21 protein-coding genes are annotated in these 24996 nt (G+C 39.6%); 6 read left to right on the top strand and 15 right to left on the bottom strand.

What is annotated here, in order from left to right:
• The first annotated feature begins 29 nt into the window (after window positions 1–29).
• Window positions 30–1010: an ABC transporter ATP-binding protein gene (locus L6494_RS07255; RefSeq protein ID WP_237993143.1), complete on the top strand. Its 981-nt coding sequence runs from the start codon at window positions 30–32 to the stop codon at window positions 1008–1010.
• A 22-nt stretch (window positions 1011–1032) separates the two neighbouring features.
• Window positions 1033–1821, top strand: a complete 789-nt coding sequence (locus L6494_RS07250) for an ABC transporter permease (RefSeq protein WP_237993141.1) — start codon at window positions 1033–1035, stop codon at window positions 1819–1821.
• 157 nt (window positions 1822–1978) lie between these two features.
• On the opposite strand, the gene L6494_RS07245 is transcribed toward L6494_RS07250, so the two are convergent.
• From L6494_RS07245 to L6494_RS07225, 5 genes are all read right to left on the bottom strand, one after another.
• Window positions 1979–3661 carry an ArnT family glycosyltransferase gene (locus L6494_RS07245; RefSeq protein ID WP_237993133.1) on the bottom strand — a complete coding sequence of 561 codons (1683 nt, stop codon included), beginning with the start codon at window positions 3659–3661 and terminating at the stop codon, window positions 1979–1981.
• Between the two features lie 329 nt (window positions 3662–3990).
• Window positions 3991–5685 carry a serine/threonine-protein kinase gene (locus L6494_RS07240; protein WP_237993131.1) on the bottom strand — a complete coding sequence of 565 codons (1695 nt, stop codon included), beginning with the start codon at window positions 5683–5685 and terminating at the stop codon, window positions 3991–3993.
• A 90-nt stretch (window positions 5686–5775) separates the two neighbouring features.
• On the bottom strand, window positions 5776–6612 hold the full coding sequence (locus L6494_RS07235; protein WP_237993129.1) for an alpha/beta fold hydrolase: 837 nt from the start codon (window positions 6610–6612) through the stop codon (window positions 5776–5778).
• Between the two features lie 12 nt (window positions 6613–6624).
• Window positions 6625–6807, bottom strand: a complete 183-nt coding sequence (locus L6494_RS07230) for a hypothetical protein (RefSeq protein ID WP_237993127.1) — start codon at window positions 6805–6807, stop codon at window positions 6625–6627.
• Window positions 6808–7154: 347 nt separating this feature from the next.
• Complete coding sequence (locus tag L6494_RS07225; protein ID WP_237993125.1) at window positions 7155–7919, bottom strand: D-Ala-D-Ala carboxypeptidase family metallohydrolase; 765 nt, start codon at window positions 7917–7919, stop codon at window positions 7155–7157.
• A gap of 547 nt (window positions 7920–8466) precedes the next feature.
• On the opposite strand from L6494_RS07225, the gene L6494_RS07220 reads away from it, so the two are divergent.
• Together L6494_RS07220 and L6494_RS07215 are read left to right on the top strand one after the other, a co-directional pair.
• Entirely contained in the window at window positions 8467–9819 is a 1353-nt protein-coding gene (locus L6494_RS07220) for a histidine phosphatase family protein (protein WP_237993123.1), read from the top strand.
• Window positions 9820–9866: 47 nt separating this feature from the next.
• Complete coding sequence (locus L6494_RS07215) at window positions 9867–11135, top strand: dihydroorotase (protein ID WP_237993121.1); 1269 nt, start codon at window positions 9867–9869, stop codon at window positions 11133–11135.
• Between the two features lie 81 nt (window positions 11136–11216).
• Here L6494_RS07215 and L6494_RS07210 read toward each other — a convergent pair whose 3' ends face one another.
• Window positions 11217–11786 (bottom strand): hypothetical protein, encoded by a 570-nt coding sequence (locus tag L6494_RS07210; RefSeq protein WP_237993119.1) that lies wholly within the window; start codon window positions 11784–11786, stop codon window positions 11217–11219.
• A gap of 668 nt (window positions 11787–12454) precedes the next feature.
• Between L6494_RS07210 and L6494_RS07205 the strand changes: the two genes are divergently transcribed.
• Together L6494_RS07205 and nifJ are read left to right on the top strand one after the other, a co-directional pair.
• Complete coding sequence (locus L6494_RS07205) at window positions 12455–13354, top strand: hypothetical protein (RefSeq protein WP_237993117.1); 900 nt, start codon at window positions 12455–12457, stop codon at window positions 13352–13354.
• 1035 nt (window positions 13355–14389) lie between these two features.
• A complete protein-coding gene (gene nifJ, locus L6494_RS07200) occupies window positions 14390–17992 on the top strand; it encodes a pyruvate:ferredoxin (flavodoxin) oxidoreductase (RefSeq protein WP_237993114.1) in 3603 nt (1200 codons plus the stop codon).
• 60 nt (window positions 17993–18052) lie between these two features.
• Here nifJ and L6494_RS07195 read toward each other — a convergent pair whose 3' ends face one another.
• The 9 genes from L6494_RS07195 to L6494_RS07155 form a co-directional block, all read right to left on the bottom strand.
• Entirely contained in the window at window positions 18053–18400 is a 348-nt protein-coding gene (locus L6494_RS07195) for a DUF5615 family PIN-like protein (RefSeq protein ID WP_237993112.1), read from the bottom strand.
• Window positions 18397–18717 carry a DUF433 domain-containing protein gene (locus L6494_RS07190; protein ID WP_237993110.1) on the bottom strand — a complete coding sequence of 107 codons (321 nt, stop codon included), beginning with the start codon at window positions 18715–18717 and terminating at the stop codon, window positions 18397–18399. Before L6494_RS07190 ends, L6494_RS07195 begins: the two co-directional genes overlap by 4 nt.
• Window positions 18718–19180: 463 nt before the next feature.
• The gene (locus L6494_RS07185; RefSeq protein WP_330911084.1) at window positions 19181–19561 is read right to left on the bottom strand and encodes a hypothetical protein; all 381 of its coding nucleotides are present in this window, start codon (window positions 19559–19561) and stop codon (window positions 19181–19183) included.
• A 14-nt stretch (window positions 19562–19575) separates the two neighbouring features.
• Window positions 19576–19995, bottom strand: coding sequence for a PIN domain-containing protein (locus L6494_RS07180; RefSeq protein WP_237993108.1), 420 nt, complete (start codon window positions 19993–19995; stop codon window positions 19576–19578).
• A gap of 8 nt (window positions 19996–20003) precedes the next feature.
• The gene (locus L6494_RS07175; RefSeq protein ID WP_237993099.1) at window positions 20004–20228 is read right to left on the bottom strand and encodes a hypothetical protein; all 225 of its coding nucleotides are present in this window, start codon (window positions 20226–20228) and stop codon (window positions 20004–20006) included.
• Between the two features lie 171 nt (window positions 20229–20399).
• A complete protein-coding gene (locus tag L6494_RS07170) occupies window positions 20400–20810 on the bottom strand; it encodes a type II toxin-antitoxin system VapC family toxin (protein ID WP_237993097.1) in 411 nt (136 codons plus the stop codon).
• Entirely contained in the window at window positions 20807–21052 is a 246-nt protein-coding gene (locus L6494_RS07165) for a hypothetical protein (RefSeq protein WP_237993087.1), read from the bottom strand. Before L6494_RS07165 ends, L6494_RS07170 begins: the two co-directional genes overlap by 4 nt.
• Window positions 21053–21119: 67 nt before the next feature.
• On the bottom strand, window positions 21120–23885 hold the full coding sequence (locus L6494_RS07160) for a tetratricopeptide repeat protein (RefSeq protein WP_237993085.1): 2766 nt from the start codon (window positions 23883–23885) through the stop codon (window positions 21120–21122).
• A 372-nt stretch (window positions 23886–24257) separates the two neighbouring features.
• Window positions 24258–24665, bottom strand: a complete 408-nt coding sequence (locus L6494_RS07155) for a hypothetical protein (RefSeq protein ID WP_237993083.1) — start codon at window positions 24663–24665, stop codon at window positions 24258–24260.
• Window positions 24666–24996 lie beyond the last annotated feature (331 nt).

Below are 24996 nucleotides of genomic sequence, written 5' to 3'. Positions count from 1 at the left end.
ACAATCACAAGTGGTTTTAACATTTATATATGTCAATTATCATTGCCGAAAACCTCAGTAAATCCTACCCAGTGGCGGTGAAAGAGCCAGGAATTAAAGGCACAATCAACCACTTTTTCCGCCGCACATACCGTTCTATCAACGCGGTTCAGGATGTTTCCTTTGAAATTGCCCCAGGTGAAGTAGTGGGTTTCTTAGGGCCAAATGGTGCAGGTAAAACCACCACACTTAAAATGCTCACCGGACTGATTCACCCTTCTAGCGGTACACTCAAAGTAGCCAGCTATGTGCCATTTCTGCGCCAAGCAGCGTTTTTGCAAAAAATCACCTTGGTCATGGGGCAAAAACAACAACTACTCTGGGACTTACCAGCATTAGATTCTTTAAAAATTAACGCGGCTGTCTATGATATTTCTGATAAAGAATTTCATCGCCGAGTAGGGGAATTAACAGAAATGCTGGCTTTAGAAGGGAAACTTAACCAACCCGTGCGAAAACTCTCTTTGGGTGAACGCATGAAAGCAGAATTACTAGCAGCACTTCTACACCATCCCCATGTATTGTTTTTAGATGAACCCACACTAGGCTTAGATGTCAATGCTCAGGTAGCAGTACGGGATTTTTTGCGTGAGTACAATCAGCGTTATCAAGCAACCGTCTTATTGACTAGCCATTACATGGCAGATATAACCGCTTTATGTCAACGGGTGCTGCTGATTCATCAAGGTAAACTCATGTATGACGGTAGCTTAGATAAACTCCTAGAACGTTTTGCCCCTTACCGAGAAGTTTACGTAGAGTTAGCAGAACCTCTACCCCTCGAAAAACTCAGAGTCTATGGTGATGTGCAACATTTAGAAGGGCGAGCCGTGTGTTTTATGGTACAACAAGAGGCACTCACCCGCACAGTTTCTCAGATTTTAACAGAATTGGAAGTCATAGATTTAAAAGTCACTGAACCGCCAGTTGAAGAAGTCATTGGGCGAGTTTTTCAGGCGGGAGTCGTGTAAATACTTCAAACCTAAACATTGAATGAAAAAAATTATTAGAAAAGCTCTAACTTTGTTGACAGTTTACTACGCCTATATAGTGGAATATCGGGCAGAACTGATTTTATGGGTTTTGTCTGGTTCTTTACCAATTATTCTCATGGGTGTTTGGATAAAAGCGTCGCAAGGTGGACAGTTTGGTTTATCGCCTGTTGATTTTGCCCGTTACTTTCTCACCGCTTTTGTTGTCAGACAAATATCCGTCGTCTGGGTAATTTGGGATTTTGAAAAGGAAGTTATAGAAGGTAAATTATCACCAAAATTATTACAACCTTTAGACCCTGTATGGCATCATGTCGCTTCTCATCTTTCAGAAAGAATTGCTCGTATGCCATTTATATTAATATTAACATTTCTGTTTTTTTTACTTTATCCCCAAGCTGTTTGGTTGCCTAATTTGGGACAGTTATTTTTATTTACCATAGCTGTCAGTTTGGCTTTTATTTTAAGATTTGTGATTCAATACACCTTTGCTATGTTCGCTTTTTGGACGGAAAGAGCTAATGCTATAGAAAATTTCTGGTTTTTATTTTATTTATTTTTATCAGGTTTAATTGCACCTTTAGAAGTATTTCCTCAACCTGTGCGGGAGATAGTTTTATTTACACCTTTTCCCTACTTGATTGATTTTCCTGTAAGTATTTTAATAGGTCTACCAGTGGATTTAGCACGAGGATTTTGGTCTCTGCTAGGCTGGATATTTATATTTTTAGGCGTAAATCGCTGGTTATGGCGTGCGGGATTGAAACGCTATTCTGGGATGGGAGCATGATTAAACCAATTCGCAATTCGCAATTCGCAATTACGTGTTGTAACGGGGATTTAAACCCCGCCACAACACTTGCGGCTTGATAGAAGTCGGGGACTTAAACCCCTATACTTTGTTAAACAAGACTATGTAATTAATTGTCTACTCACAGAGAACAAAATTAAGAATCTTTGCCTTTAAAAATTATTGTCCTGTTATGGAGAAAATCAATATTCTGAGGATAAGCCCAGATAGGTGGAGTTTTAGACTCTTGATCAAATATCCTTTTATAAGGATATTTTTCACTAATTAACTTTGTAAAAAATTGATTAATTTCTGGATATAAAATCTTCAAATTGTCATTTTTAAAAAATCTTTCATAGTAAAGTGAATTAATGGCAATGTATTCAGGTTTGCGGTTAGCCAACTCTTCTTGCGAGTAAAAATTTATATTTTGATCTGATTTTTGAGACTCTCGCCACCTTTTTATTATCCAAGAATCTTTTTTAAATCTATTTGTTAAATTTTGCTCAAATAACTTTCCTCGCCCTGAAATAAATGGCATATTTCTGGATTTTAACTTAACTCCTGATAAACGATTCCATGTAGGAATATATGCAGTATTCTCTATCAAACTTAACTGAGGTATATTAGCTTTTACCCACTCCTGAGCTACCATACGTGGATCGTCTAAAAACCTTTTACCTACATATAAGCTACAAACTGTATTGTAACTGATAATAATTACCAAAATAACTGATATAGCCGCCTTATTAGACTTGATTTGATTCCAAAATGGCCCTGATAGCATGAGCCAGAAAGGTACTATAGGCAGTACAAAGCGAGTTTCCAATCTAGGGAAATCAGCAAATTTATAGTAGTAAATAATAAAAACTGTTAAGATTAATAAAACAGATTTTATTCTCTTATTATCTTTACTAGTAAAAGTAAGATATAGAGAATATAGTATTGCTAAACTAATAATTATTAGTGAGGGAAGCCCCACAATTTCGCGAATATATATTGAGAAGAAAGTTAAGTAGTTAGTACCTGTTATTTCACCATTATATATGGGTGTTGTAATATAGTTATATAAAAAATCTGAAACAAACTGACGATAATTTATTAATGCAAATGGATTACCAATTAGGAAGCCAATTACAACTGTTAACAAACTTAAAATCAGCTTCTTACTGAAAATAATTTTTTTCCAAGCTAATTCGTTAAATGAGAGAATATGAGCCAAAACAATTCCAATGCCTATGGACAGACCATTATATTTTGTTGCTGTAGCAATCCCTGTGAAAAATCCAGCTAACAAGTAGTTTGATATTTTACCTTGTAAGTATATACTTTGAATAAAGTAAAAAGATAATATCATCCAGAAAATTAAAGGAATGTCTGCTGTCAAAAAGTGACTATAAACTATAAAGCCGCTACTAGTAGCAAAAATTAGTGTAATAATTCGGGCAGAAAACAACCCAAAAAATCTTTTATTTATTTGAAAATTTAAAAAAATCGTACCCAAAAACAAAGAAGCACTAATAATTCTAGACCAGATGAGCATCACTGAACCAGAAGTAAGTGAATTTTGCGATAGACGAAAAATTTTCTCAATAAATTTCAATGGAATATAGGATAATATGAAGTTGAAATATGTGTGAAAAGGGGGTTTGAGAAAGTCACTAGGGCTGGAGAAAATTTCACCCCAAGAAAGGTTTCCTTTAAAAACCATTTGATCTGGATTCCACTCTTCTACTCTTCCCCAATGGATACCATATAGGCAAAAAATAAAGCCAGATATCAGAGCTATGATCAAATAACTATCGAGTTTGATTATTTTTACCCTATTGAGAATACCCATTTTAAATTCGAGTGGTTATAAATTTAGCTAATTTCGGAAATTTTAATGTATATCTAACTAATTAGCAAGTATAAATTTATATTTATTTAAACCCCGCCACAACACTTGCGGCTTGATAGAAGCCGGGGACTTAAACCCCTAACACTTTGTTCACCGTATCCCTTTATGGGTGCAGTAGGGGCGGGTTTACCCGAATCATCGTGAATAATTGAGGATATCTGTGAACCCGCCCCTACTAAAATCTAAAATCCAAAATTGTTTGACTTATGTTCGGGGTGAAAAGGGACTCCCCAATTATTTCTTCTTGTACCTAGCTTATGTAGTTATTTCTATAAATTATTAGAAATAGTTTTAAATTTTTCTACTGAACCTAAAGAATAATCTTCTAATTTAAAATCAGCAAAAGGCTTGTTTTTTAATCTATCGCGTAGTGCTTCATCTATAACTACGTTTTTTGACTTATTTTTAACTCCTATAACAATAACGCTGCTTTGATATCTAGTATAATCTTGATTTGGCTTACAGTCTATGCGTTGGAATTGACCTAAGTTTAATAAGCGATAACCTTTAACACTGGCTGTATTTTTAAATAATTTTTTGGCTAACAGTTGGATTTGTTGAGAACGTTCAAATGCTCTAAGTTGTGCAGTTGCCAATTTGGTATCACAAGAAGCTATACCTACAGAAATAATTTCATTAGGATCTTCCATAATTTTCTGGATACCTTCTTGCTCTAACATTAACTTTAAAACATCAAGACTAATAATCTGATTGTTATTTGTAACTTGAAAATTACTGTCTGGAAGCCATTTATACTCTACTGATAAAATAGCGATATTAAATTGAGCAACTCCACCTTGACTATCTCTACCCTCTTCATAGGCAAAATAATCAATCTTCCCTTTTCTTGCTGGAGCTTGAGTTGCTATTGGTAATAAAGTTGCGAATTGTGGATAGCCTATCATTATAGCAATTGCACTGAGTAACCCGAATGAAAATAGAAGTGCTACTAATAGTGATATTAAAGGCATTTTTTTTATTTTCTTGGCTGATAGAGAGGGAGGTGGAGCGATTTTTGGCTGGGTTAATTCGAGAGTTTGAATATTTTTTGTTATAATAATATTGTTATTTTTAATTGCATTTTTAGGCGTTTCAATCTCTTTAATTCGCTGCAAAATTTCCTTGGCATTGGCAGGACGATAATTTATTGCTGGTGTCATCAGCCAATCAATTAAATTCAATAGTAGTGGAGAAAATTGATTGGCATGACTGCGCCAATGTAATAAATTATGGTGGGCATCATACATATCTAGAGGATGTTTTCCCGTCATTAAAAAAACGAAGGTGCGTCCCAATGCAAAAAAATCTGATTGTAATGTCACTTTTCCTTGCATTTGTTCTGGTGCGCTATAACCAGATGACATAGTGGGGGTAGCACTACGATTTTGGTAATTTTTGGCTAGTTCTCTAGCTGTACCAAAGTCAATTAGAACTAATTGCCCATCTGGTCGGATGAGAATATTCGATGGCTTAATATTTAAGTGCAGATAGCTTTGGTTATGTACTAAATCCAAAATCTCTAGTATCTGTTTCAACCAATTGATAGCTTGTGATTCAGAAGTAAGTTGATGGTGTTTTTCTAACCACTGTTCTAAGTTAATGCCGTTAATTTTTTCTAAGACAAGACAATATAAACTCAAGTTATTCCTAGTGTGATGCTGAAAGTACGCATCTATTCTGGGGAGACCTGGATGATTGAGTTTTCCCAAGACAACGGCTTCTTGGTGGAACAGTTCTACTGCTTTAACATCGGCTAGATTTGCTTCTAGCACTTTGAGGATTTTAGCTGTGTCTTGTTCATAAGCTTCATAGACCTGACCAAATCCAGTTGTATCACTCAATAAGTGCATTACCCGATAACGCCCTACTAGTTCCAATGGAGAACCACAACTTTGACAAAAGCGGTTTTTTTGATTGTTGAGATGGTTAGGTTTGGGGCAAACTGGATTAATGCAAAGGCTCATGATAGGAAGTCAAAAGTCAAAAGTCAAAAGTCAAAAGAATAGAACTGAGTCTTACTCTTTTGTTGCTGTCTATTAATAATTAGATTTGTTTTACTTAAATTCTGCTAAAAATGCTGCAACTGTCTGGTTAAATGTTTCTGGTGCAGTCAAAAACGGCCAATGATTACCGGGAAGTTGACACAGGCGGAGGTTGTTCAGGTAAGTTTTATAGGGCTTGATTTGCCAGTCTAAACGGTTGAGTCCTTTTTCTGGCTGGATGAATAGGGTAGGAGTGTCTATGGGGATGGTAAACCCAGGTACTAGCATTACATCCTCAAAAATGCCATCGCGGGCGTTAATAGTGAACTTACTACCCCAGCTACCATCCGGTTTTTGTTCTAGACCGGCTTGGAAAACGTCCTGCTGTAATGTACTCCAACCCTGATATTGATTTAATTGCTTGGCCTGTGCTTCAGCTACGTCATAACTGGTAAATGGCCCCATACCTTTGAGAAAGGAGAGGTAACGGTATAACAGGGGGAAAGTTAGCTGCAAGATGCTGGGCATTTTCCAAATGAAAATGGGATCAACTAGAACCATACTTCGTAGGCGTTGGGGGTTGACTCTAGCCCAGATAGCAGCTAGTTTACCAGTCCACGAATGGCTGACAATATGAGCAGATGACCACCCCAAATGATCCATGAGTGCTTCTAGGTCTGCGATCGCACTTTCAAAAGTATAGTCTGTTTCTGGCTTACTGCTTTCGCCATGACCGCGCATATCTGGCGCAACTATATGATAATCCGCCGCTAAATCATCTCCTAAACTTGACCACACCAAAGCATGGTCAGCTAAACCATGTAACAACAGTAATGGTTCTTTCCCTTGATCCCACTCCAAGTAAGATAGTTGAATATCAGGTGTTAATAAAGTTTTACGTACAGGCATCGTCTTTATTCATTAGGGGTGTAGGGGTGTAGGGGTGTAGGGGTGTAGGGGTGTAGGGGTGTAGGGGTGTAGGGGTGTAGGGGTGTAGGGGTGTAGGGGTGTAGGGGTGTAGGGGTGTAGGGGTGTAGGGGGATGGGGGATGGGGCTTTTAACAAGCGGGGTTGTTGGGGAAGCGTCTTTTTTCCCTATCACCATGCAACCCGCCCCAACGGGATAATTCAAACGAAGGGGACACGTCCTGATAAACACTCTTGCTTCTGGAATGATGCACACATCATATTATCCTCCCTTCTCAATTGAGGGGAGGGGGTTGCGGGTGGGGTTGTACCTCATTCAACCGAGAAACGCTATAGTTTCGTGCTTATTATGGTACTGCGAAAGTCTCAACCTACCAAGGGTGGACAAGATGTTCCATTTGACTACGTGAAATGTGATTAAAGTTTCATATTTCTTTTTCTAAACCAATAAAAAACTGAAGTTATGAGAATTTGGTAATTCTCATAACTTCAGCGAGGGCTAGAAACTGCAATATTAAATGCTAATTAATAGTCAAAAACTACACGACCACCTGGCCGCCAATCGCAATGGATAAAACCTTTGTGCATTCCTCTACCGAGTCCTGTGCAATCAGAAGCGCGACAGATTTGTAAAAGTTTGGTAAAGTTGCCATCGGAAGGGGCAATATCAAGGGCTAGACCGTTAATGTGCTGAGAATAGCGTGCGCCTCCTATACGCCGATTCACACTAGGAGGACGATAGGCAGAAGTGATAGCAATTGGAATACCGTATTGATCACGAATTTTACCAAAGCCTTTAGCTGCTTTAATAATATTATTAATTACTGTTTTTGACTCTGGGTTTCTTTGGGGATCACATCCTTTAGTAACTTCCCCCCAAGTCAGAGGAATTCCAGTAACTACCAATTCATTTTCATAAACTGTCTCTCCAGTTACTAACCTCAAAGTACGTCCTGTTTTAGTGTTTATAGTTGATACAGGTAATACTTTTAATTGCTGAGTTTGTTCTTCATTAGTTTGATGGTTTTCTGCTATCTCTAATAAATTAGCCGCAGTAGTCGGTCCCAACAAATCGGGAGAATCTAGCCAAACACTTTCTTTAAATTCTGCAAATGCTTTTAGGCTTAACTCACCTACAATGCCATCAACTTTACCTTTATACAAACCTTTTGTAGTGAGTAGAGTTTGAACTTCTTTGATAGTTTCAGGATCAGCTTCAGTAAGTTTGACAGTAATATTAGTAGATTGAACTTTTTCTAAATTCGGGAATTCCACAGCAGAATCTGACATAGATGCTTCTCCTTTGGTTATGGATTTTAATTATTTTTTAGTGATTGCCCAGGCTAATGACGATTAACACTCATAAATAACAGTAATTCCTACTGCTATTACGCAATTTAACTAAATTTTTAGTAATTTAATTGCCAATAGCTTAATCATCGACTTCTTTCGACTAAAAATATATCTTAGTTAAGTATTGTTTATTTGGTCATTCGTATTTTTGACTAGTTATTATTTATGAGTATAACGCTGTAAATTATACACAAAAGATTCCTAAATCAACTGTTACAATCGCCTAAATGCGTAGTCCTGACTACAAAGGACTTACAGATACAAAAAACGTCCAAACTGTAGGGTGCGTCAGTATGAATGATTTCTGAGTATAGTTAGGTTCTATCGCACTGACGCACCCTACCCAACCATCAATTGCGGATAATTTATTTTTTGGTGTTCCCCAAACAAATCAAAATATTAAGTGACCAAACCCAAATCTAAGAGATAATGCTGCCTACAGAATGCAGTAAAATTAATCCTTTAGATAGAGGAGGGCAAAAAGATGACCCGTGTCATCATCGTGCGCCACGGTCAAAGCACATATAACACCGAAAGACGCATTCAAGGGCGCACTGACGTATCAAGGTTAACGGAGAAAGGTCGTAGTGATGCCAGTAAAGTAGGCAAAGCCCTCAGTAATATTGCCTTTAATGCGATTTATAGCAGTCCACTCCAGCGAGCTAAACAGACAGCAGATATTATTTATGGTGAGTTAGCATCTGATTCTGGAAAATCGGCTGTTGTCCAAACATCTGATCAATTACTGGAAATTGATCTGTTATTGTGGGCAGAAATGCTTTCTAGTGATGTTCAGCAGAAGTTTCCAGAAGATTACCGCATTTGGCATGAACACCCCGACGAATTCAAGATGTTGGTGGAGGATACAGGGGGAACACGTGAACATTTCCCTGTGCTGGCTGTGTATGAACAAGCACAGCAGTTTTGGCAAGAAATATTACCCCATCATCAAGGTGAAACTATTCTCATCGTCGGGCATAACGGCATCAATCGCGCTCTGATTAGCACCGCTTTGGGTATTCATCCCAATCGTTACCATTCCATTCAACAATCTAACTGTTGTATTAGCGTCTTAAACTTTTCGGGTGGTTTGGGAGAACCCGTACAACTAGAGTCGATGAACCAGACGCAACACATGGGCGAAATGCTGCCGTCATTGCGACCAGGCCATCAAGGCGTAAGATTGTTGTTGGTACGTCATGGAGAAACTGAGTGGAATCGCCAAACCAGATTTCAAGGACAAATCGATGTTCCCCTGAATGATAACGGCAGAAAGCAAGCACAAAAAGCCGGGGAATTTCTCCAAAATGTAGCCATTGACTTTGCTGTAAGTAGCACTATGGCACGTCCCAAAGAAACTGCGGAAATTATTTTGCAACATCATCCCAGTGTAAATTTAGAGTTGCAAGAGGGCTTAAGAGAAATCAGCCACGGACTGTGGGAAGGAAAGTTAGAAGTAGAAATAGACCAAGAATTCCCCGGAGAGTTACATCGTTGGCGGACAACACCAGGTGCAGTGCAAATGCCAGAAGGGGAAAATTTACAACAAGTCTGGGAACGTAGCAGTGCTACATGGCAAGCAATAATACAAACCGCCTTAGAAAATCAACGTCAAACCGGATTAATCGTAGCTCACGACGCTACCAACAAAACCTTACTGTGTCATATCCTAGGTTTACCTGCGGATAATTTCTGGAATTTCCGCCAAGGTAACGGTGCTGTCAGCGTCATCGACTATCCTTGTGGACTGAATGGTTTGCCAGTATTACAAGCGATGAACATCACCACTCATTTAAGTGGTGGTGTACTAGATAAAACAGCAGCTGGGGCATTATAGGGTGATTAACAATAATAGATAAACAGCTGAAGCACTAAATAGCTCAAATGACAACTGAACTTCTGCAACAAGTAAGGGTGATTGACCCAGTTTCTCAAACTGACCAAGTATCTGATGTAATAATTGCTAATGGTGAAATCCAAGCAGTAGCTCCACAAATTCCTGATATCAGTCCTAATACCCAAGTTAGAGATTGTCGGGGACTAGTTCTGGGGACTGGGTTAGTGGATTTGTATAGTCACTCCGGTGAACCTGGTTTTGAGGAACGGGAAACGCTGTTGTCGTTTTTACAAGCGGCGGCTGCTGGTGGCTTTACTAGAGTCAGCATTCTACCTGATACATCGCCAGCTATTGATAATCCTGCGCTGGTGGCGCAGTTGCAGAAGGGGATGGGGGATGGGGGAAATTCTTCCTCCTTCCCACATTTTAATATTTGGGGTGCAATTACCCTGGATGTGGCTGGGAAGCAAATAACAGAATTAGCAGATTTAGCGGCGGCTGGGGTTGTGGGGTTTACTGATGGGTTGCCTTTAGATAATTTAGGATTAGTGCGGCGGCTATTGGAATATGTGCAGCCTTTGGGAAAACCTGTAGCCTTTTGGCCTTGCGATCGCCAACTCGCATCTAATGGTGTAATGAGGGAAGGTGCAGATGCTTTGCGGTTTGGTTTACCTCCTGTCCCCGTGAGTGCCGAAACAACTGCGATCGCTGCTTTAATAGAATTGGTAGCTACCATCGGCACACCCATACATATTATGCGCGTCTCCACCGCTCGCAGTGTAGAATTAATCGCCGCCGCCAAGTCTCAAGGTTTACCCATCACCGCCAGCACCACATGGATGCACCTATTGTTAGATACCAAGGCTGTTAAAAGTTATCACACTAGTCTGCATTTAGACCCGCCATTAGGTAATACAACTGATATGCAGGCTTTGCGGTCAGCAGTGCGTACAGGAATTGTAGATGCGATCGCTATTGATCATACACCCTACAGCTACGAAGAGAAAGTCCAAGCCTTTGCCGAAGCCCCACCAGGAGCAATTGGGTTAGAATTAGCATTACCTCTGTTGTGGCAGCATCTTGTAGAAACTGGGGAATTTACAGCATTACAATTGTGGCAAGCTTTGAGTACCCGTCCAGCCGAATGTTTACAAGCAAAAATCAGTAAAATTGCGCCCCATCACCAAGCTGAACTAACCTTATTTAACCCGCAAGCAACCTGGAAAGTAGAAAGGAAAAATCTGCATACCCTTTCGAGTAATACCCCCTGGCTAGGACAAGAATTAAAAGGTCGAGTTGTGCAAACTTGGTGTTAATTCTAACATCTCTATATTATGAGTTAGCGATCGCTTCTGGTACTGCGCTCTGTGCGATCGCGCTTGCCATATATTTTTAGTTTAACTGGGCTTAATCTTCTTATCAAGACTGTCGCTATTTTCCAGCTTGTTTTCACTTGGCAGTAAAGACTCTTGAGCAATGGATTCCAACGAGTTAACTGCCTTTACTAAAGATTCTCCCGATAATTGTTCGAGTAGTTTTCTTCCTCTTTGGCGAATTTCTTCAGGTACAGTCATCGGCAACCTGTCCTCATTTACATCTCGCTCTAATTTTAGGCCAGGTTGTTTTTCGTCCTGTCTTTCTAAAGTCTTATTTTCGTCTGTTTCTCGGTGTTGTAAATCTGAGCTAGTTATGAGCAGTGGAGTTGTGGGAATTTCATAATCATCCCGCTCTAATAATAGTTGGAATGCCTGAAAGCATCGAGTCAGAGACTGCGTATCAACTTTGCTTTCACGCCTAAATATCTTACACAGGGTATGAGAGTCTAAACCTGTCGTATCACTCAGATTGACAAGTGTAAATCGCTTGTTACCGTTCTTATTAAATTCTGCTTGTTGTTTTGCATCCTGTAATTTATGCAGTCCTTTTGGTGTAAGCATTGCACCACGTCTGCGTTGTTTTGTAGGCATGAGGAAAATGTTGGATTTGATTTACACAAGTTGTAGGCAAACAAGGGAATTAGTTAGCCTAGAGGTTGCCTCATACTTTTATTAGTTTCATTTCAGGAATGTTATACAGCAGTAAATATTCGTTCATGAGAGTATATAGGCATAAGATTGAAATTTAAAGGAGTAAACAGATTAATTCATCTGATTTTAGCGGAATTTATCAGTTTATAAATTTATTTATCAGGTTAAAATCACTCTATTACGCAAAAATGACGGAGTTGTAACGCGATGTAACAATTTTGGGCGTTGCTGATTTTTGTTCCGCGCATATTGCAAACAGCAGTTCCAGATTAGGCGCGAAAAGTCAATATTTTACTTTGCTTGAAGCTCTCCATTGATCCCGCATTTATGCAACGCTCTATTTTGCAATCTGATTTGCTCAATTTCTCAGTTGTTGAAGAGATTACGACTGGGATTTTACGGGGACGTTTGTAATAATTCTTAATTTTCCTGTGCTTAAGTTGGCAAACTTCCATTGCTTTAGAGGGAGTGCAACGTATATTGTCCTGATACTTGAATTTCTGTAAGGGTGTACTAACGCCTTCGATTTCAAGTGCGGTCAAATTTTTTAGAGATTTTTAATTTGACTGCTACTTTCAATTTACTTTTTGATTCCAGGACATAAATAAATGGACAAAGCTTTAAAAAGATTCACAACTATTTTATTATTAAGTTTCTTCCTAATTGTTTCTATTAATTTTGCAGTAATCGCCAAGGATAATCAAGATACGCCTTTTTCAGGTTTTAGTAAATCAGATGCCTTGTGGATACCGTGGCTTTTTGTCGCTATCGTCGTCATTTTTTTGATATTTATTTTTGTATTTTGGGGGAAAAATTTTTTACGTAGCCCAGGAGAAAATGGTGTTTGCTATAGCAAGGAGAAGAAGCAGATGATTGCGGTGTCTGGCAAGCAAAATCCATACAGTTTATCGCTATCACAATTAGCGTGGTGGACAGGGTTAATTTTTCCCTCTTATGTTTTCATTTATCTTACAAATGGAAACTACACAATCGGTAATTCAGCACTCATTTTATTAGGAATTAATACTGGAACAGTAGCTGTTACTTCTATAATTGATGGCAAGGGTGGTAAGGATAAACAAAAAGGAACTCGAAGAACTAGTGAAAATTATTGGGAAGATATTTTTTCCGATGGTAATGGATATAATATCCATAGATTTCAGGCATTTTTATGGACTGTTTTTTTAGGGTTCATCTTTATTATTCAAGTGATGATAGATAAGAAAATGCCGGAGTTTGATTCATCACTTCTGGCATTGCAAGGAATTAGTTCTGGAAATCAACTTGCTCTTAGATCGACAGAAACACAAGAAAATAAGAAAGATGAAACACCTAAAAATAAACTCAAATTTACAAAAGAAAATGACAAATTAACGTTGAAGGAAATACTTATCAATGAATCAAATATTACCCAAATGAAGGAATGTGAAGTTGCTATAAATGAAAATCTTGCTAATAACTCTGTGATTTTATTTAATATAGAGGTTGAGCAAATTACTACTTCTTAGAAAATAACCCCGAAACAAGAATTTACCAAACAACAAAAAAACTGTACATTCAGACATTCAGATCCCCGATTTCTTTAAGAAATCGGGGATCTTGTTTTACTCAGTTATGATCGAAATTGAATCTCACACTATCTCACACTATGAATAAGTGAGGGATATGATTTGTTATAAATAATTAGGGCTTGCTACATTCACTTATCCCGCACCTATACCCCACGTTCAATAATTCTAAGTCTGAAAGTCTGATGAATATGCGTTTCTAGATATTGAGTACATTACTAATATTTGTGAAATAATATATTTTTGTGAATGACATAATAGTATGCGAAGTATTTTGCAAGCTAAACTAATAGCCAATAGCCACATTCACAATTAATACAATTAAGGATAATTACAAGTTTAAATGTTTGATTTTATATTCTGAAATTGAACATAGCGTTTCTCCTTTAAGTGAGGTAAAAGCACCCAACCCCCTCCTGACTTTTCACGTTATGTGGAAAAGCTAACGCGAAACCTAACCCCCTAACCCCCTTCCCTACTAGGGAAGGGGGAAAAGTTAAAGCCTCTCTCCTTGTAGGGAAGCAAGCTAGGTCGAGGGGTTTTCCAGATTCCGTGAAAAGTCAGAAACCCCTCCTCCCTTGCGGGGCTACGGTGTACACACAAGTCGGAGTTACTTTGAGATCCGGGTTTTACCTCCCTTAATCCCCCCTTGGAAAGGGGGGAAACCGGAAAATCTAGTTCCCTCCCCTTTCTAAGAGGAGGGTTAGGGTGGGGTAATTCGAGGACTGGTAGTGATTCGATGAATTGTATGTTCACGGTAGCTTTCCAAGGGAGGAAACCGGAAAATCTAGTTCCCTCCCCTTTCCAAGGGGAGGGTTAGGGTGGGGTAATTCGAGGACTGATTACCTCATGTGATGAAGAAACGCTATATATCACAAGCAAATTCCTGGCTCTGGCTATTTTTGATGCTTCTATTCACGGGTTCTCTGCATCCAAATTGACCATAAAGAGAAGTTGAGACAGGGAGACACATTAATGAATAAAACCTTTGCTACGATTGACGGGAATGAAGCTGTTGCCCGTGTAGCTTACAAATTAAATGAAGTAGTAGCTATCTATCCCATCACCCCCTCTTCAGCAATGGGTGAATGGGCGGATGCTTGGATGGCGGAAAGTCGTCCTAATCTGTGGGGTACAGTTCCTAGTGTGGTGCAGATGCAAAGCGAAGGCGGCGCGGCTGGTGCGGTGCATGGGGCTTTACAAACGGGTTCACTGAGTACCACTTTCACCGCATCCCAGGGACTCTTATTAATGATTCCCAACCTCTACAAGATTGCGGGGGAATTAACTAGCACCGTAGTTCACGTTGCGGCTAGGTCTTTGGCTACCCATGCACTGTCTATTTTCGGTGATCATAGCGACGTGATGGCGGCTCGTGGTACTGGTTTTGCGTTACTGTGTTCGGCTTCAGTGCAGGAGAGTCAAGATTTTGCTTTGATAGCCCATGCTGCGACTTTAGATACACGGGTTTCTTTTTTACACTTCTTTGATGGGTTTCGTACCTCCCATGAAGTGCAGAAAGTCGAGTTATTGTCAGATAATGATTTACGATCGCTAATTAACGACGATAAAATATTCGCCCACCGCGCCCGCGCCTTGACTCCAGACCGTCCATTATTACGCGGGACAGCCCAAAACCCTGATGTTTACTTCCAAGCCCGTGAAGGCGCAAACCCCTATTACAACGCCTGTCCCGAAATAGTTCAGGGTATCATGGATAAATTTGGGGAACGCACAGGTAGATTTTACAAAATTTATGAATATTATGGCGCAAGTGATGCCGATCACGTCATTATCATCATGGGTTCTGGTTGCGAAACCGTCCATGAAACCGTAGATTACCTCAACGCCACAGGTGAAAAAGTCGGCGTTCTCAAAGTCAGACTCTATCGCCCCTTTGATGTAGACAGATTTATCCAGGCTTTACCGAATAGTGTAAAGGCGATCGCAGTCCTCGATCGCAGCAAAGAACCAGGAAGCGCGGGAGAACCGTTATATCAAGATGTAGTTACAGCTATTCATGAAGGATGGGGTGTAGGGGTACAGGGGTGTAGGGGTGTAGGGGAAGAAAAGACTATCACCACTCCCAAAGTTGTTGGTGGGCGTTATGGGCTTTCGTCGAAGGAATTTACACCGGCGATGGTGAAGGCTGTGTTTGATAATTTGGCTCAAGCTACGCCGAAGAATCACTTTACTATCGGGATTAATGATGATGTAACGCATACATCCTTAAACTTTGACCCCGATTTCTCCACCGAACCCGATAATGTTGTCCGGGCGATGTTCTACGGTTTGGGTTCTGATGGGACAGTGGGGGCTAACAAAAACTCAATTAAAATTATTGGGGAAGGAACAGACAACTACGCCCAAGGCTATTTTGTCTATGATTCCAAAAAATCCGGCTCAATGACGGTTTCTCACCTGCGCTTTGGTTCTCAACCCATCCGTTCTACTTACTTAATTGACCAAGCTAACTTTATTGGTTGTCATCACTGGGGATTTTTGGAACGCATAGATGTATTAAAAGCGGCTGTGTCTGGGGGAACTATCTTAGTTAATAGTCCCTATGATGCTGATATGGTCTGGGAACAGCTACCCCTAAAAGTCCGGCGACAAATTTTAGACAAGCAACTCAAACTTTACGTCATCAACGCCAATCAGGTTGCCCGTAATAGTGGTATGGGTGGCAGGATTAATACTATCATGCAGGTATGTTTCTTTGCTTTAGCTGGAGTCTTGTCACAGGAACAGGCGATCGCTAAAATTAAACAAGCGATTGAAAAGACTTACGGTAAAAAAGGCGCGGAAGTTGTCCGCATGAACCTACAAGCGGTAGACCAAACCCTAGAGAATTTACATCAGGTGCAAGTCCCCATCAAGGAAAAAGGGAAATGGATAGATGAAGAACAGTCTACCCAAAGCCCCTTTCCCAGCAGCGTCCCGGCATTTGTACAGGATGTTCTGGGTAAAATTATGGTGTGGCAAGGTGATGACTTACCTGTCAGTACATTACCACCAGATGGGACATTTCCTACAGGCACAGCGAAATGGGAAAAACGTAACGTTGCTGAAGAAATCCCCGTATGGGAAACAGATATCTGCGTTCAGTGTAGTAAGTGTGTAATGGTGTGTCCCCACGCAGCGATTCGCGCCAAGGTTTATCAGCCGAGTGAGTTAGTCAATGCGCCGTCTACCTTCAAATCAGTCAACGCCAAAGATAAAGACTTCGCCAACCAAAAATTTACCATCCAGGTAGCCCCAGAAGACTGTACAGGCTGCGCTATTTGTGTAAATGTCTGCCCAGCCAAAAATAAAACTGAGCCATCCCAGAAAGCGATTAACATGGGGCAGCAGCTACCTTTACGGGAACAGGAAAGAGAAAATTGGGATTTCTTCTTGAGTTTACCCAACCCAGACAGACGATATTTAAAACTCAACCAAATTCGCCAACAACAACTGCAAGAACCATTATTTGAATTTTCCGGTGCTTGTGCTGGTTGTGGTGAGACACCTTATCTAAAATTATTAACACAACTATTTGGCGATCGCGCAGTTATTGCTAACGCCACAGGTTGTTCTTCCATTTACGGCGGAAATCTCCCTACCACCCCGTGGACGAAAAACGCCGATGGTAGAGGCCCCGCATGGTCGAATAGTTTATTTGAAGATAACGCCGAATTTGGTTTTGGCTACCGTCTCTCACTAGACAAGCAAACAGAATTCGCGGCGGAACTATTACAACAGTTCAGCACCGAAGTAGGGGATAATTTAGTTAATTCCCTCCTCAAAGCCGAACAAAAAACCGAGACTGAGATTTGGGAACAGCGCGATCGCGTAGAGTTGTTAAAGCAACAGTTGGATAAAATCCAGACTTTTGACCCCAATCTCAAATCCAAAATCCACAATCTCAAATCCCTTGCTGATTACTTAGTGAAAAAAAGCGTCTGGATTGTCGGCGGTGATGGTTGGGCTTATGATATTGACTTTGGTGGTATTGACCATGTATTAGCCAGTGGTCGCAACGTCAATATTTTAGTCATGGATACAGAAGTATATTCCAACACTGGCGGTCAATCTTCCAAAGCCACCCCCCGCGCCGCCGTCGCCAAATTCGCCGCCAGTGGTAAGCCTGCGCCGAAGAAAGACTTGGGTTTAATGGCGATGAATTACGGTAATGTTTACGTAGCGAGTGTAGCGTTAGGTGCAAAAGATGACCAAACACTCAAGGCATTTTTAGAAGCTGAAGCCTTTGACGGGCCATCATTGATTATTGCATACAGTCATTGCATCGCCCACGGCATCAACATGACCACCGGGATGAACCATCAAAAAACCCTGGTAGAATCAGGACGCTGGTTATTGTATCGTCATAATCCATTGTTGCGAGAACAGGGCAAAAATCCCTTACAGTTAGATATGCGATCGCCTACTCAATCAGTAGAGCCATCCATGTACCAAGAAAATCGCTTCAAAATGCTCACCAAGAGTAAACCAGAAGTTGCTAAAACACTGCTAGAACAAGCACAAGCTGAAGTTGATTCCCGTTGGCAGATGTATCAATATTTAGCAAATAGGTAATAGATAATGGTAATAGGTACAAACCTATTACCATTATCTGTGTTACGTCTGTTCACCAACTTATAAAGGTAAATATTGAACACGATTCTTTAATTCCTCAAGATATGCAGTTTTAGCAATAATTTCTAAATCACGAATACAATCACCTACAGAAACTCTGAGTTTATGGGCATAAATCACACCAGCAAAGTTTATTTGTTTGGCTTGACGACAGTTAGCCTCAGCTAGAAAATCTTCATCTTGGGAAAATAAAACGCGCTCAAGTTCTGTTGCACGTTCAAGTATAAGTGGATCAGGAAAGCCAGTGCGCCCATCTTCTTGTACTGTTAATACATCTACATCCCGTAACCGTAATCCATTTGTAATTCCTCGATGAACATTTTCATCGATATAAAGAGCAACACTCATTTAATTAATCCTTCTGCACGGAGTCTTTTCGATAAGGGGGATTCTCCGGCTTCTAAACGTAATTCTTCTGCATAATCAAAGCGTCGCTGCATATCAGTATCAATTTCTGCCTTATGTTCCCAATAATAGGCTAAAGCAGAGTAAATCTGGCTCATAGTCAGATGTGGATACTGGAAATGTAATTCTTCTGGACTCCAACCATAAGCATGAATAGAAGTAACTAACTCCACAACTTTCATTGATGTTCCTGTAATGTAAGGAACATTATTTTCATCAACTAGGATATGTCTATATTCAGTAGTGGCTTTTTCAGACATTATTTTTATTAATCCTGTGTTCTAAAATATCCCTAACTATTTTATCAAGCAATTCTTATTTTTTGGCTATAATTAATTATATTTCTGATAATCCACTTGCTTTAACAATCTCATCAGAAATGACTAAACTCATCTTTATTAATCAATAAATATAGATTATCTCAGGTTCTTTTAGTTTAATTTGATTTGGATATAGAGGATTGACATTTTCATCTATCAGATATTTCAGTGTCAAGTCGCTTCGCTCCAATTCAAAATTCAAAATGACGCTCGCGGACTCGCTAACGCTGCGCTAACAAAATTCAAAATTAAATACCCCACGGATAAATCCGGGGGCTTGAATTAATGCTGTTTCACTTTTTTCTTCTCCATAAATAAATTTAGGGGCTTGTATCCTTTTTTCTTTGGTCATGTATTTCTTTCTTATATAGTTTTACATTATTGTATTTCATATCATCCATAATTATAGTTTAGCTGAATCAAATTCAATACCACGACGTGCAAAATATTTATCAATATTAATCTGCACAAATAAATCTTTGAGTTCTTCGGCAATCTCTTGAGGCGGATTTCCTGATAAAACTATGGCAATTAAACGTTCTGCTGCTGCAATTTCTCCACAGTCAATCGCTAAGGTTGCGGCACTACGATGTAATACTGAACGTGTAGGTTCTGCTACCAGATTATTGACGATTAATTCTGCTGCTAAACGTTCTTTTTCAAATGCTTGTTTGGAGAGTTTTAAAGCTGAAACAGAGTCGCCTTTTAGTTTAGCAATTTGTGCCATTTCAGCGAAATCCATTGCTTGTTTATGTAAATCTTGAATCTGATTAATTATGACCATCAATCAAAAAAAACTCATCCTCGCCAATTATCGATTAATAAAGGATATCCTAATGCTTGAATGTTCTGATAATGTCTAGTATTACCTGTTACTAAAACTAAGTTATTTGCGATCGCTGTAGCAGCTATTAAGACATCTGCTAATCCGATTGGTTTTCCTGATGTTTCTAAATCCGCTTGAATCAAACCTGAAAGTTCTGCACAGTTTTGGTCCAAAGGCAATATTTCTAGTTGAGACAAATCTGTTAAAAATTCTTGAATGCGGTCATTGCGATTTATTCTCCTCCATCCCTTGATAATTTCTGAAACAGTAATTACAGAAATTGTGTACTGTTGCCATATACCTATGTAACCAATGGCTTTAGCATTTATTTTAGGATTTTTTAATTTGCGAATTTCTGATAAAATATCCGTATCAATTAAAGATTTTCTCACACCTAATTTTAGTCTCTACAATTCCTATCTCTTAAAATATCTGCAACCATTTTATCAACTAATTCGGCTTCATCAGCCCATTTACCGATAAATGTATCATTAAGAATTTCTGGTTGTGTTAATTGCTCAATCATTGCTTTGATTATGTCAGAAATTTCGCAATTATAGGTTTGTGACAATTGGTTAATTTTTGCAAATGTTTCTTGATCGAGTTCTATTTCTAGTTTCTGCATGGGTAATTAAGAAGTTTTAAATTAACAGCTTATACTAATTATAAGTGAATGGATTGTGTTTACCGCCGAAATCAAGAGCGAATCCAACGCCACAACCGACGCAACCACGCCCAAAACCCACGGCGAGTAACTACAGGCGTTTGTGGTTGCGAAACAAGTTAAGATTTTATTTTATCGTAATAATGCGTTAAACCCTGCTTGAATAAAATGAATATCTGATGTGACAGCATCAATTAAATTTTCCTGTTCCATGACGATAAATGAAATACAATCTACTAATCCCCATGTTTTATCCTGTCTAGATTCATATAAATTTAACCCCTGTTGAAATACTTGAGGGGTAATATTAATAATTGACATATTATCAGTTAAGTAACATTGTTTAATAAAAGCAGCAACTTTGTGATGATTATATGCACTAAGCGCATTACCAACTTCCATAAAAATAGCTTCTGTTGTCCAGACTTCCTGTGCATTTTTTACACGAGGTAAAAGTTGCATTGCAGGGGTATGATATTGGTCACGGGGATTAAGAATTGCTTGAATAAAAATCGTGTCTAGAAAAAGTCTATCTTTGTTCATGGATGAAGATTTCGTTTGGGTGTACCATATAAGTAGTGATCATGTTCACTTGACCAATCTTCTGGTGCTTCATACGTTCCTGCCATTTCTTCAAGCATATCCCAAGCATTTTTATTAGTTGTGTCTGTTGGTTTTTGTTGAGCAATAATCTGGATGATATAACGAGTATTGGGTTCTAAATTAATGCTTTCTTCGGGATAAAAAGCTGAACCATCATAAGTTACTGTTAATTTTTCTAGCATCCTTTTATCTCTTCTTTTTTGTCTTTATATCTACAATATCGCACTCCATTCGCTGCGTGAGATAAAATCACAGCCAAAACCAAGAGCGAACCCAACGCCACAACCGACGCAACCACGCCCAAAACCCACGGCGAAGAACTACAGGCGTTTGTGGTTGAGATAGACGCTCAATTCTATCATTGCAATCTTGCACATTGGCATCATGTCCCATTTTTTGATACAGTTCACGAGCATTGCGATAAGCACCAAGCGCGTCTGATTCTCGGTTGATGTTTTTTAATACTTGACCTAGACTATACCAAGCATTTGCTTCGCCATTGCGATCGCTTATTTCTCTAGCTATATCTAACCACTGCTGACAGAACTCAATTGCCAATTGGTAATACTCCAGACAGTTATAAGCCAGAGCTAAACCGCCTAAGCATACACCTTCCCCCTTTCGATCACGTATTTCTCTGGCGATTTCCAAAGACTGCTGATGGAACTCAACTGCCTGCTGATACTGCTCCAGACAGTTGTAAGCAATGCCCAAATAGCCTAAAGAGATACCTTCCCCATTGCGATCATGTATCTCCCTTTGTATCTCCAAAGATTGCTGGTAGAACTCAATCGCCCTCTGGTATTCTCCTAGAGCGCGGTAAGCATTACCCAAATTACGCAAGGAATTGCCTTCTCCATAGCGATAACCAATCTCCCTTGCTATATCCAAAGATTGCTGGTAAAATCCGACCGCCTGTTGGTATTGCCCAAGACTGTTGTAAGCATTACCCAAACTATCTAATGAATTGGCTTCTCCATTTCGATTTCCTATTTCCCTTTGTATATCTAAAGACTGTTGATGACATTCAATTGCCTGCTGGTACTGCCCTAGATAGTTGTAAGCACTACCCAACCCACCTAATGAATTGGTTTCTCCATTTCGATTCCCTATTTCCCTTTGTATATCCAAAGACTGCTGATGATATTCAATTGCCCGTTGGTACTCCCCCAGGCAGTTGTAAACACGTCCCAAATTGTTTAAAAAATTACCTTCCCCATTGCGATCACTTAATTCTCTCGCTATCTTTATAGATTGTTGGTGAATATCAATCGCCTGCTGGTACTGCCCCAGGAATTCGTAAACAACTGCCAAATTATTTAAAGAAGTACCTTGCACATTACGATCACCTATTTCCCTCGCTATCTTTATAGACTGCCAATAAAACTCAATCGCCTGCTGGTATTGTCCCAGAAAGTTATAAGTAACACCCAAAAAGCCTAAGCTAACTGCTTCCACATAGCTATCACCTATGTTCCTAGCTATCTCCAAAGAGTGTTGGAGATACTTAATCGCCTGCTTGTATACCCCCAAAAATTGGTAAGCATTGCCCAGAAAATTTAGACTAAATAGATAATTCCTATTTTCTCTCTCCGCAGTTTTTTCCCAACCTTCTATCAGCTGTCTGCATAAGTAAACTATATCTGTATAACAACCCCGCAAGCTCAAAAAATCATTGCAGGCTATTAATATTCCAAACGCGGAGTCATAATTTTCTAATTGAAACCAGTGATAAAAAATTTGTAGATATTCCCTTATATCGTCTTTAGTCTGCCAGGGTTCTTGTTTAAGATTTGAACTATAGTAATCAATAGCTCGTTGATGCGCCTCACTCTGATCACCAGCTTTATACCGCACATACTCCAAAACCACAGGCTGAAACTCAAATCGTCGCTTACCATTGAGTTGTTCTACCAACAAAGAACGCTTAACAATATTCCTTAATTCTCCCTCAATCTCTGGTTCTGAATTTCCCGGCAACACTGCCACAGCTGCTGCACTGTCAACCGCACCACGATAAACACTAATATTCTGCAATAACGCCTTTTGTAACTCACTCAATTTTGCAAAACTGGCATCTAACACTAAAACTATACCCACATTTTCTAGACGATGCTGACCAATTACTTTGGGATCTGTCAACAACTGCCGCAAATTCCCTAAGCCTAAATCTGCTAATCTGCTTAAATCTGGATCTTGAGAATATCTATCTAGTAATAAACCTGCTACCAATTTCAACAGTAGGGGATGCCCATCCACTAACTCGACAAACTCGGCTAAATCTCCACGAATGCCTAGTGCGGTTAACAGTGCTACCCCTTCATCTACTTGTAAACCTTTCAGGGGTAGCCAATTAAGTATTTGTGGTAACTCTGGTCTTTCTCTGGTGGTGAATAACACCTTACTATTACCGCCAAATTCCATCCATGCTTTAAAAAAGTCGCCGTAAAATAAACTTCCCCACTGTCTATCAGGTTGTAATAAACTTTCCAGGTTGTCAATAATCAGTAAAAATTGCCCAGAACGCAAACAATTAACTAACGCTTCCACTAACTGCGCTTCTTGTTCTGGGACTTGAAAGCCGAATTTTGTTAATACTTCTCTGGCTAAATCGCTAAAACTTGCCCCATTACTGACATCAGCCCAAAATCGCTTGGGGAAATCCGCAATTTCATCATAAATCTTCGTTGCCAGCGTTGATTTACCTGTACCACCGATGCCTTCTATGCCAATTAAAAAGGTATTGTTATCAGTTAACCATTGCTGTATTTGAGCGTATTCTGTTTTTCGTCCTTGCCAATAAGCCAAACTTTTACCAGGATTCCCAGCTTTGAGAACCCCAGGCGATTCTACTTTGGTACTGCGTTCTAGTTGAACAAGAAATTGAACTTGTTGAGCGTTCAGATGGAAGTTTTCCGCATCAACACGACCAATTTGAGTTAACTTACTCTCATCTTGAGCAGTTCCCTCTAATTTAATGATTTCTTGGTGGTTAGGGTTTGGTTCTTCCGCCATAGTTAGTCAGCAGATAGACAAATTTTGCTGGATGTTGGTGTTCGGAACTCGGATGTTGGTGTTTGGAACTCGGATGTTGATGTTCGGAACTCGGATGTTGATGTTCGGAACTCGGATGTTGGTGTTCAGAACTCGGATGTTGATGTTTAGAGCGAGAAATTTTTTGCTCAGAATGAGAATGTTCCTGTTAAAAATGAGAACGTTCTTGTTTGGAATGAAAAATTTCTTATTCAGAATGAGAATGTTTCTGTTCAAAATGAGAACGTTACGCTGTGTGCAACTTTTTTTTAAACCTAACCCCCAACCCCTTCCCTACAAGGGAAGGGGAGCAAGAATCAAAACCTCTAACGCCACTTGCTACAAGTCGGGAAGTTAAAAGCTCACCTCATTAGCCTCAATCTTCCCGACTTGCTTCACCGTACTTTGGTCGTAAGCATTAGCACTCATCTGAATATTGTCACCGGGTTTATCAGCCGATGCTTGCAAAATCTTGGCTATCTCTTCCGCCAGTGCTGTCTCAGACTTTAAAATATCTTTTAATTGCGCTCGTAAAGCTGCTTGGTAATCTTCATCCCCTGGATTTTGCATTGCTGCTGCGGCTGCGTTTTTGGCTTCTTCCTTCGCCTCTACTTTGGGTTGTAACTTCCCCCAAATCGCCTTGGCTTTATTCCAAACATCCTCACCGACTTTCTGAGATGCTCCTTCTGCAACTTTCGCACCCGTAGTCAGCAGAAATGGCAGACAGGGAGCAAGAAATTTAACGATTAAGGCGATATCCATTAATTTACGGGGTTAACTACGGTTATTTATACAAGCTCATGTTAGCGTATTCCTCATTTACGGCACAGTAGCCTCTGAATTTTGAGAATTATTGCTTATATTCATTCTGACTTTTCACAGTATCTGGAAAACCCCTCTCCTAATAACTGTAGAGACGTTGCATGCAACGTCTCTACATATTCCCCCTTCCCTAGTAGGGAAGGGGGTTAGGGGGTTAGGTTTCACATTAGCTTTTCCACATAACGTGAAAAGTCAGATATTCATTGCATTACCCACGGCATTAATATGGCTAAAGCCTGAGTATTCTATATTAATTATTAGCGATCGCTTC

Source organism: Nostoc sp. UHCC 0870, assembly GCF_022063185.1.
GTDB lineage: Bacteria > Cyanobacteriota > Cyanobacteriia > Cyanobacteriales > Nostocaceae > Trichormus.
The sequence above is the reverse complement of the archived record's forward strand: the minus strand, read 5'-3'. Positions and strand labels throughout refer to the sequence as shown.

Bases quoted from the DNA above. Each gene is read 5' to 3' on its own strand.
- L6494_RS07170 (WP_237993097.1), bottom strand. From the start codon at position 20,810: ATGAACAAAGATAGACTTTTTCTAGACACGATTTTTATTCAAGCAATT.
- L6494_RS07215 (WP_237993121.1), top strand. From the start codon at position 9,867: ATGACAACTGAACTTCTGCAACAAGTAAGGGTGATTGACCCAGTTTCT.
- L6494_RS07220 (WP_237993123.1), top strand. From the start codon at position 8,467: ATGACCCGTGTCATCATCGTGCGCCACGGTCAAAGCACATATAACACC.
- L6494_RS07250 (WP_237993141.1), top strand. From the start codon at position 1,033: ATGAAAAAAATTATTAGAAAAGCTCTAACTTTGTTGACAGTTTACTAC.
- L6494_RS07155 (WP_237993083.1), bottom strand. From the start codon at position 24,665: ATGGATATCGCCTTAATCGTTAAATTTCTTGCTCCCTGTCTGCCATTT.
- L6494_RS07210 (WP_237993119.1), bottom strand. From the start codon at position 11,786: ATGCCTACAAAACAACGCAGACGTGGTGCAATGCTTACACCAAAAGGA.
- L6494_RS07160 (WP_237993085.1), bottom strand. From the start codon at position 23,885: ATGGCGGAAGAACCAAACCCTAACCACCAAGAAATCATTAAATTAGAG.
- L6494_RS07230 (WP_237993127.1), bottom strand. From the start codon at position 6,807: ATGGTGATAGGGAAAAAAGACGCTTCCCCAACAACCCCGCTTGTTAAA.
- L6494_RS07195 (WP_237993112.1), bottom strand. From the start codon at position 18,400: ATGAGTGTTGCTCTTTATATCGATGAAAATGTTCATCGAGGAATTACA.
- L6494_RS07240 (WP_237993131.1), bottom strand. From the start codon at position 5,685: ATGAGCCTTTGCATTAATCCAGTTTGCCCCAAACCTAACCATCTCAAC.
- L6494_RS07225 (WP_237993125.1), bottom strand. From the start codon at position 7,919: ATGTCAGATTCTGCTGTGGAATTCCCGAATTTAGAAAAAGTTCAATCT.
- L6494_RS07165 (WP_237993087.1), bottom strand. From the start codon at position 21,052: ATGCTAGAAAAATTAACAGTAACTTATGATGGTTCAGCTTTTTATCCC.
- L6494_RS07235 (WP_237993129.1), bottom strand. From the start codon at position 6,612: ATGCCTGTACGTAAAACTTTATTAACACCTGATATTCAACTATCTTAC.
- L6494_RS07255 (WP_237993143.1), top strand. From the start codon at position 30: ATGTCAATTATCATTGCCGAAAACCTCAGTAAATCCTACCCAGTGGCG.
- L6494_RS07245 (WP_237993133.1), bottom strand. From the start codon at position 3,661: ATGGGTATTCTCAATAGGGTAAAAATAATCAAACTCGATAGTTATTTG.
- L6494_RS07185 (WP_330911084.1), bottom strand. From the start codon at position 19,561: ATGGTCATAATTAATCAGATTCAAGATTTACATAAACAAGCAATGGAT.
- L6494_RS07190 (WP_237993110.1), bottom strand. From the start codon at position 18,717: ATGTCTGAAAAAGCCACTACTGAATATAGACATATCCTAGTTGATGAA.
- nifJ (WP_237993114.1), top strand. From the start codon at position 14,390: ATGAATAAAACCTTTGCTACGATTGACGGGAATGAAGCTGTTGCCCGT.
- L6494_RS07205 (WP_237993117.1), top strand. From the start codon at position 12,455: ATGGACAAAGCTTTAAAAAGATTCACAACTATTTTATTATTAAGTTTC.
- L6494_RS07175 (WP_237993099.1), bottom strand. From the start codon at position 20,228: ATGCAGAAACTAGAAATAGAACTCGATCAAGAAACATTTGCAAAAATT.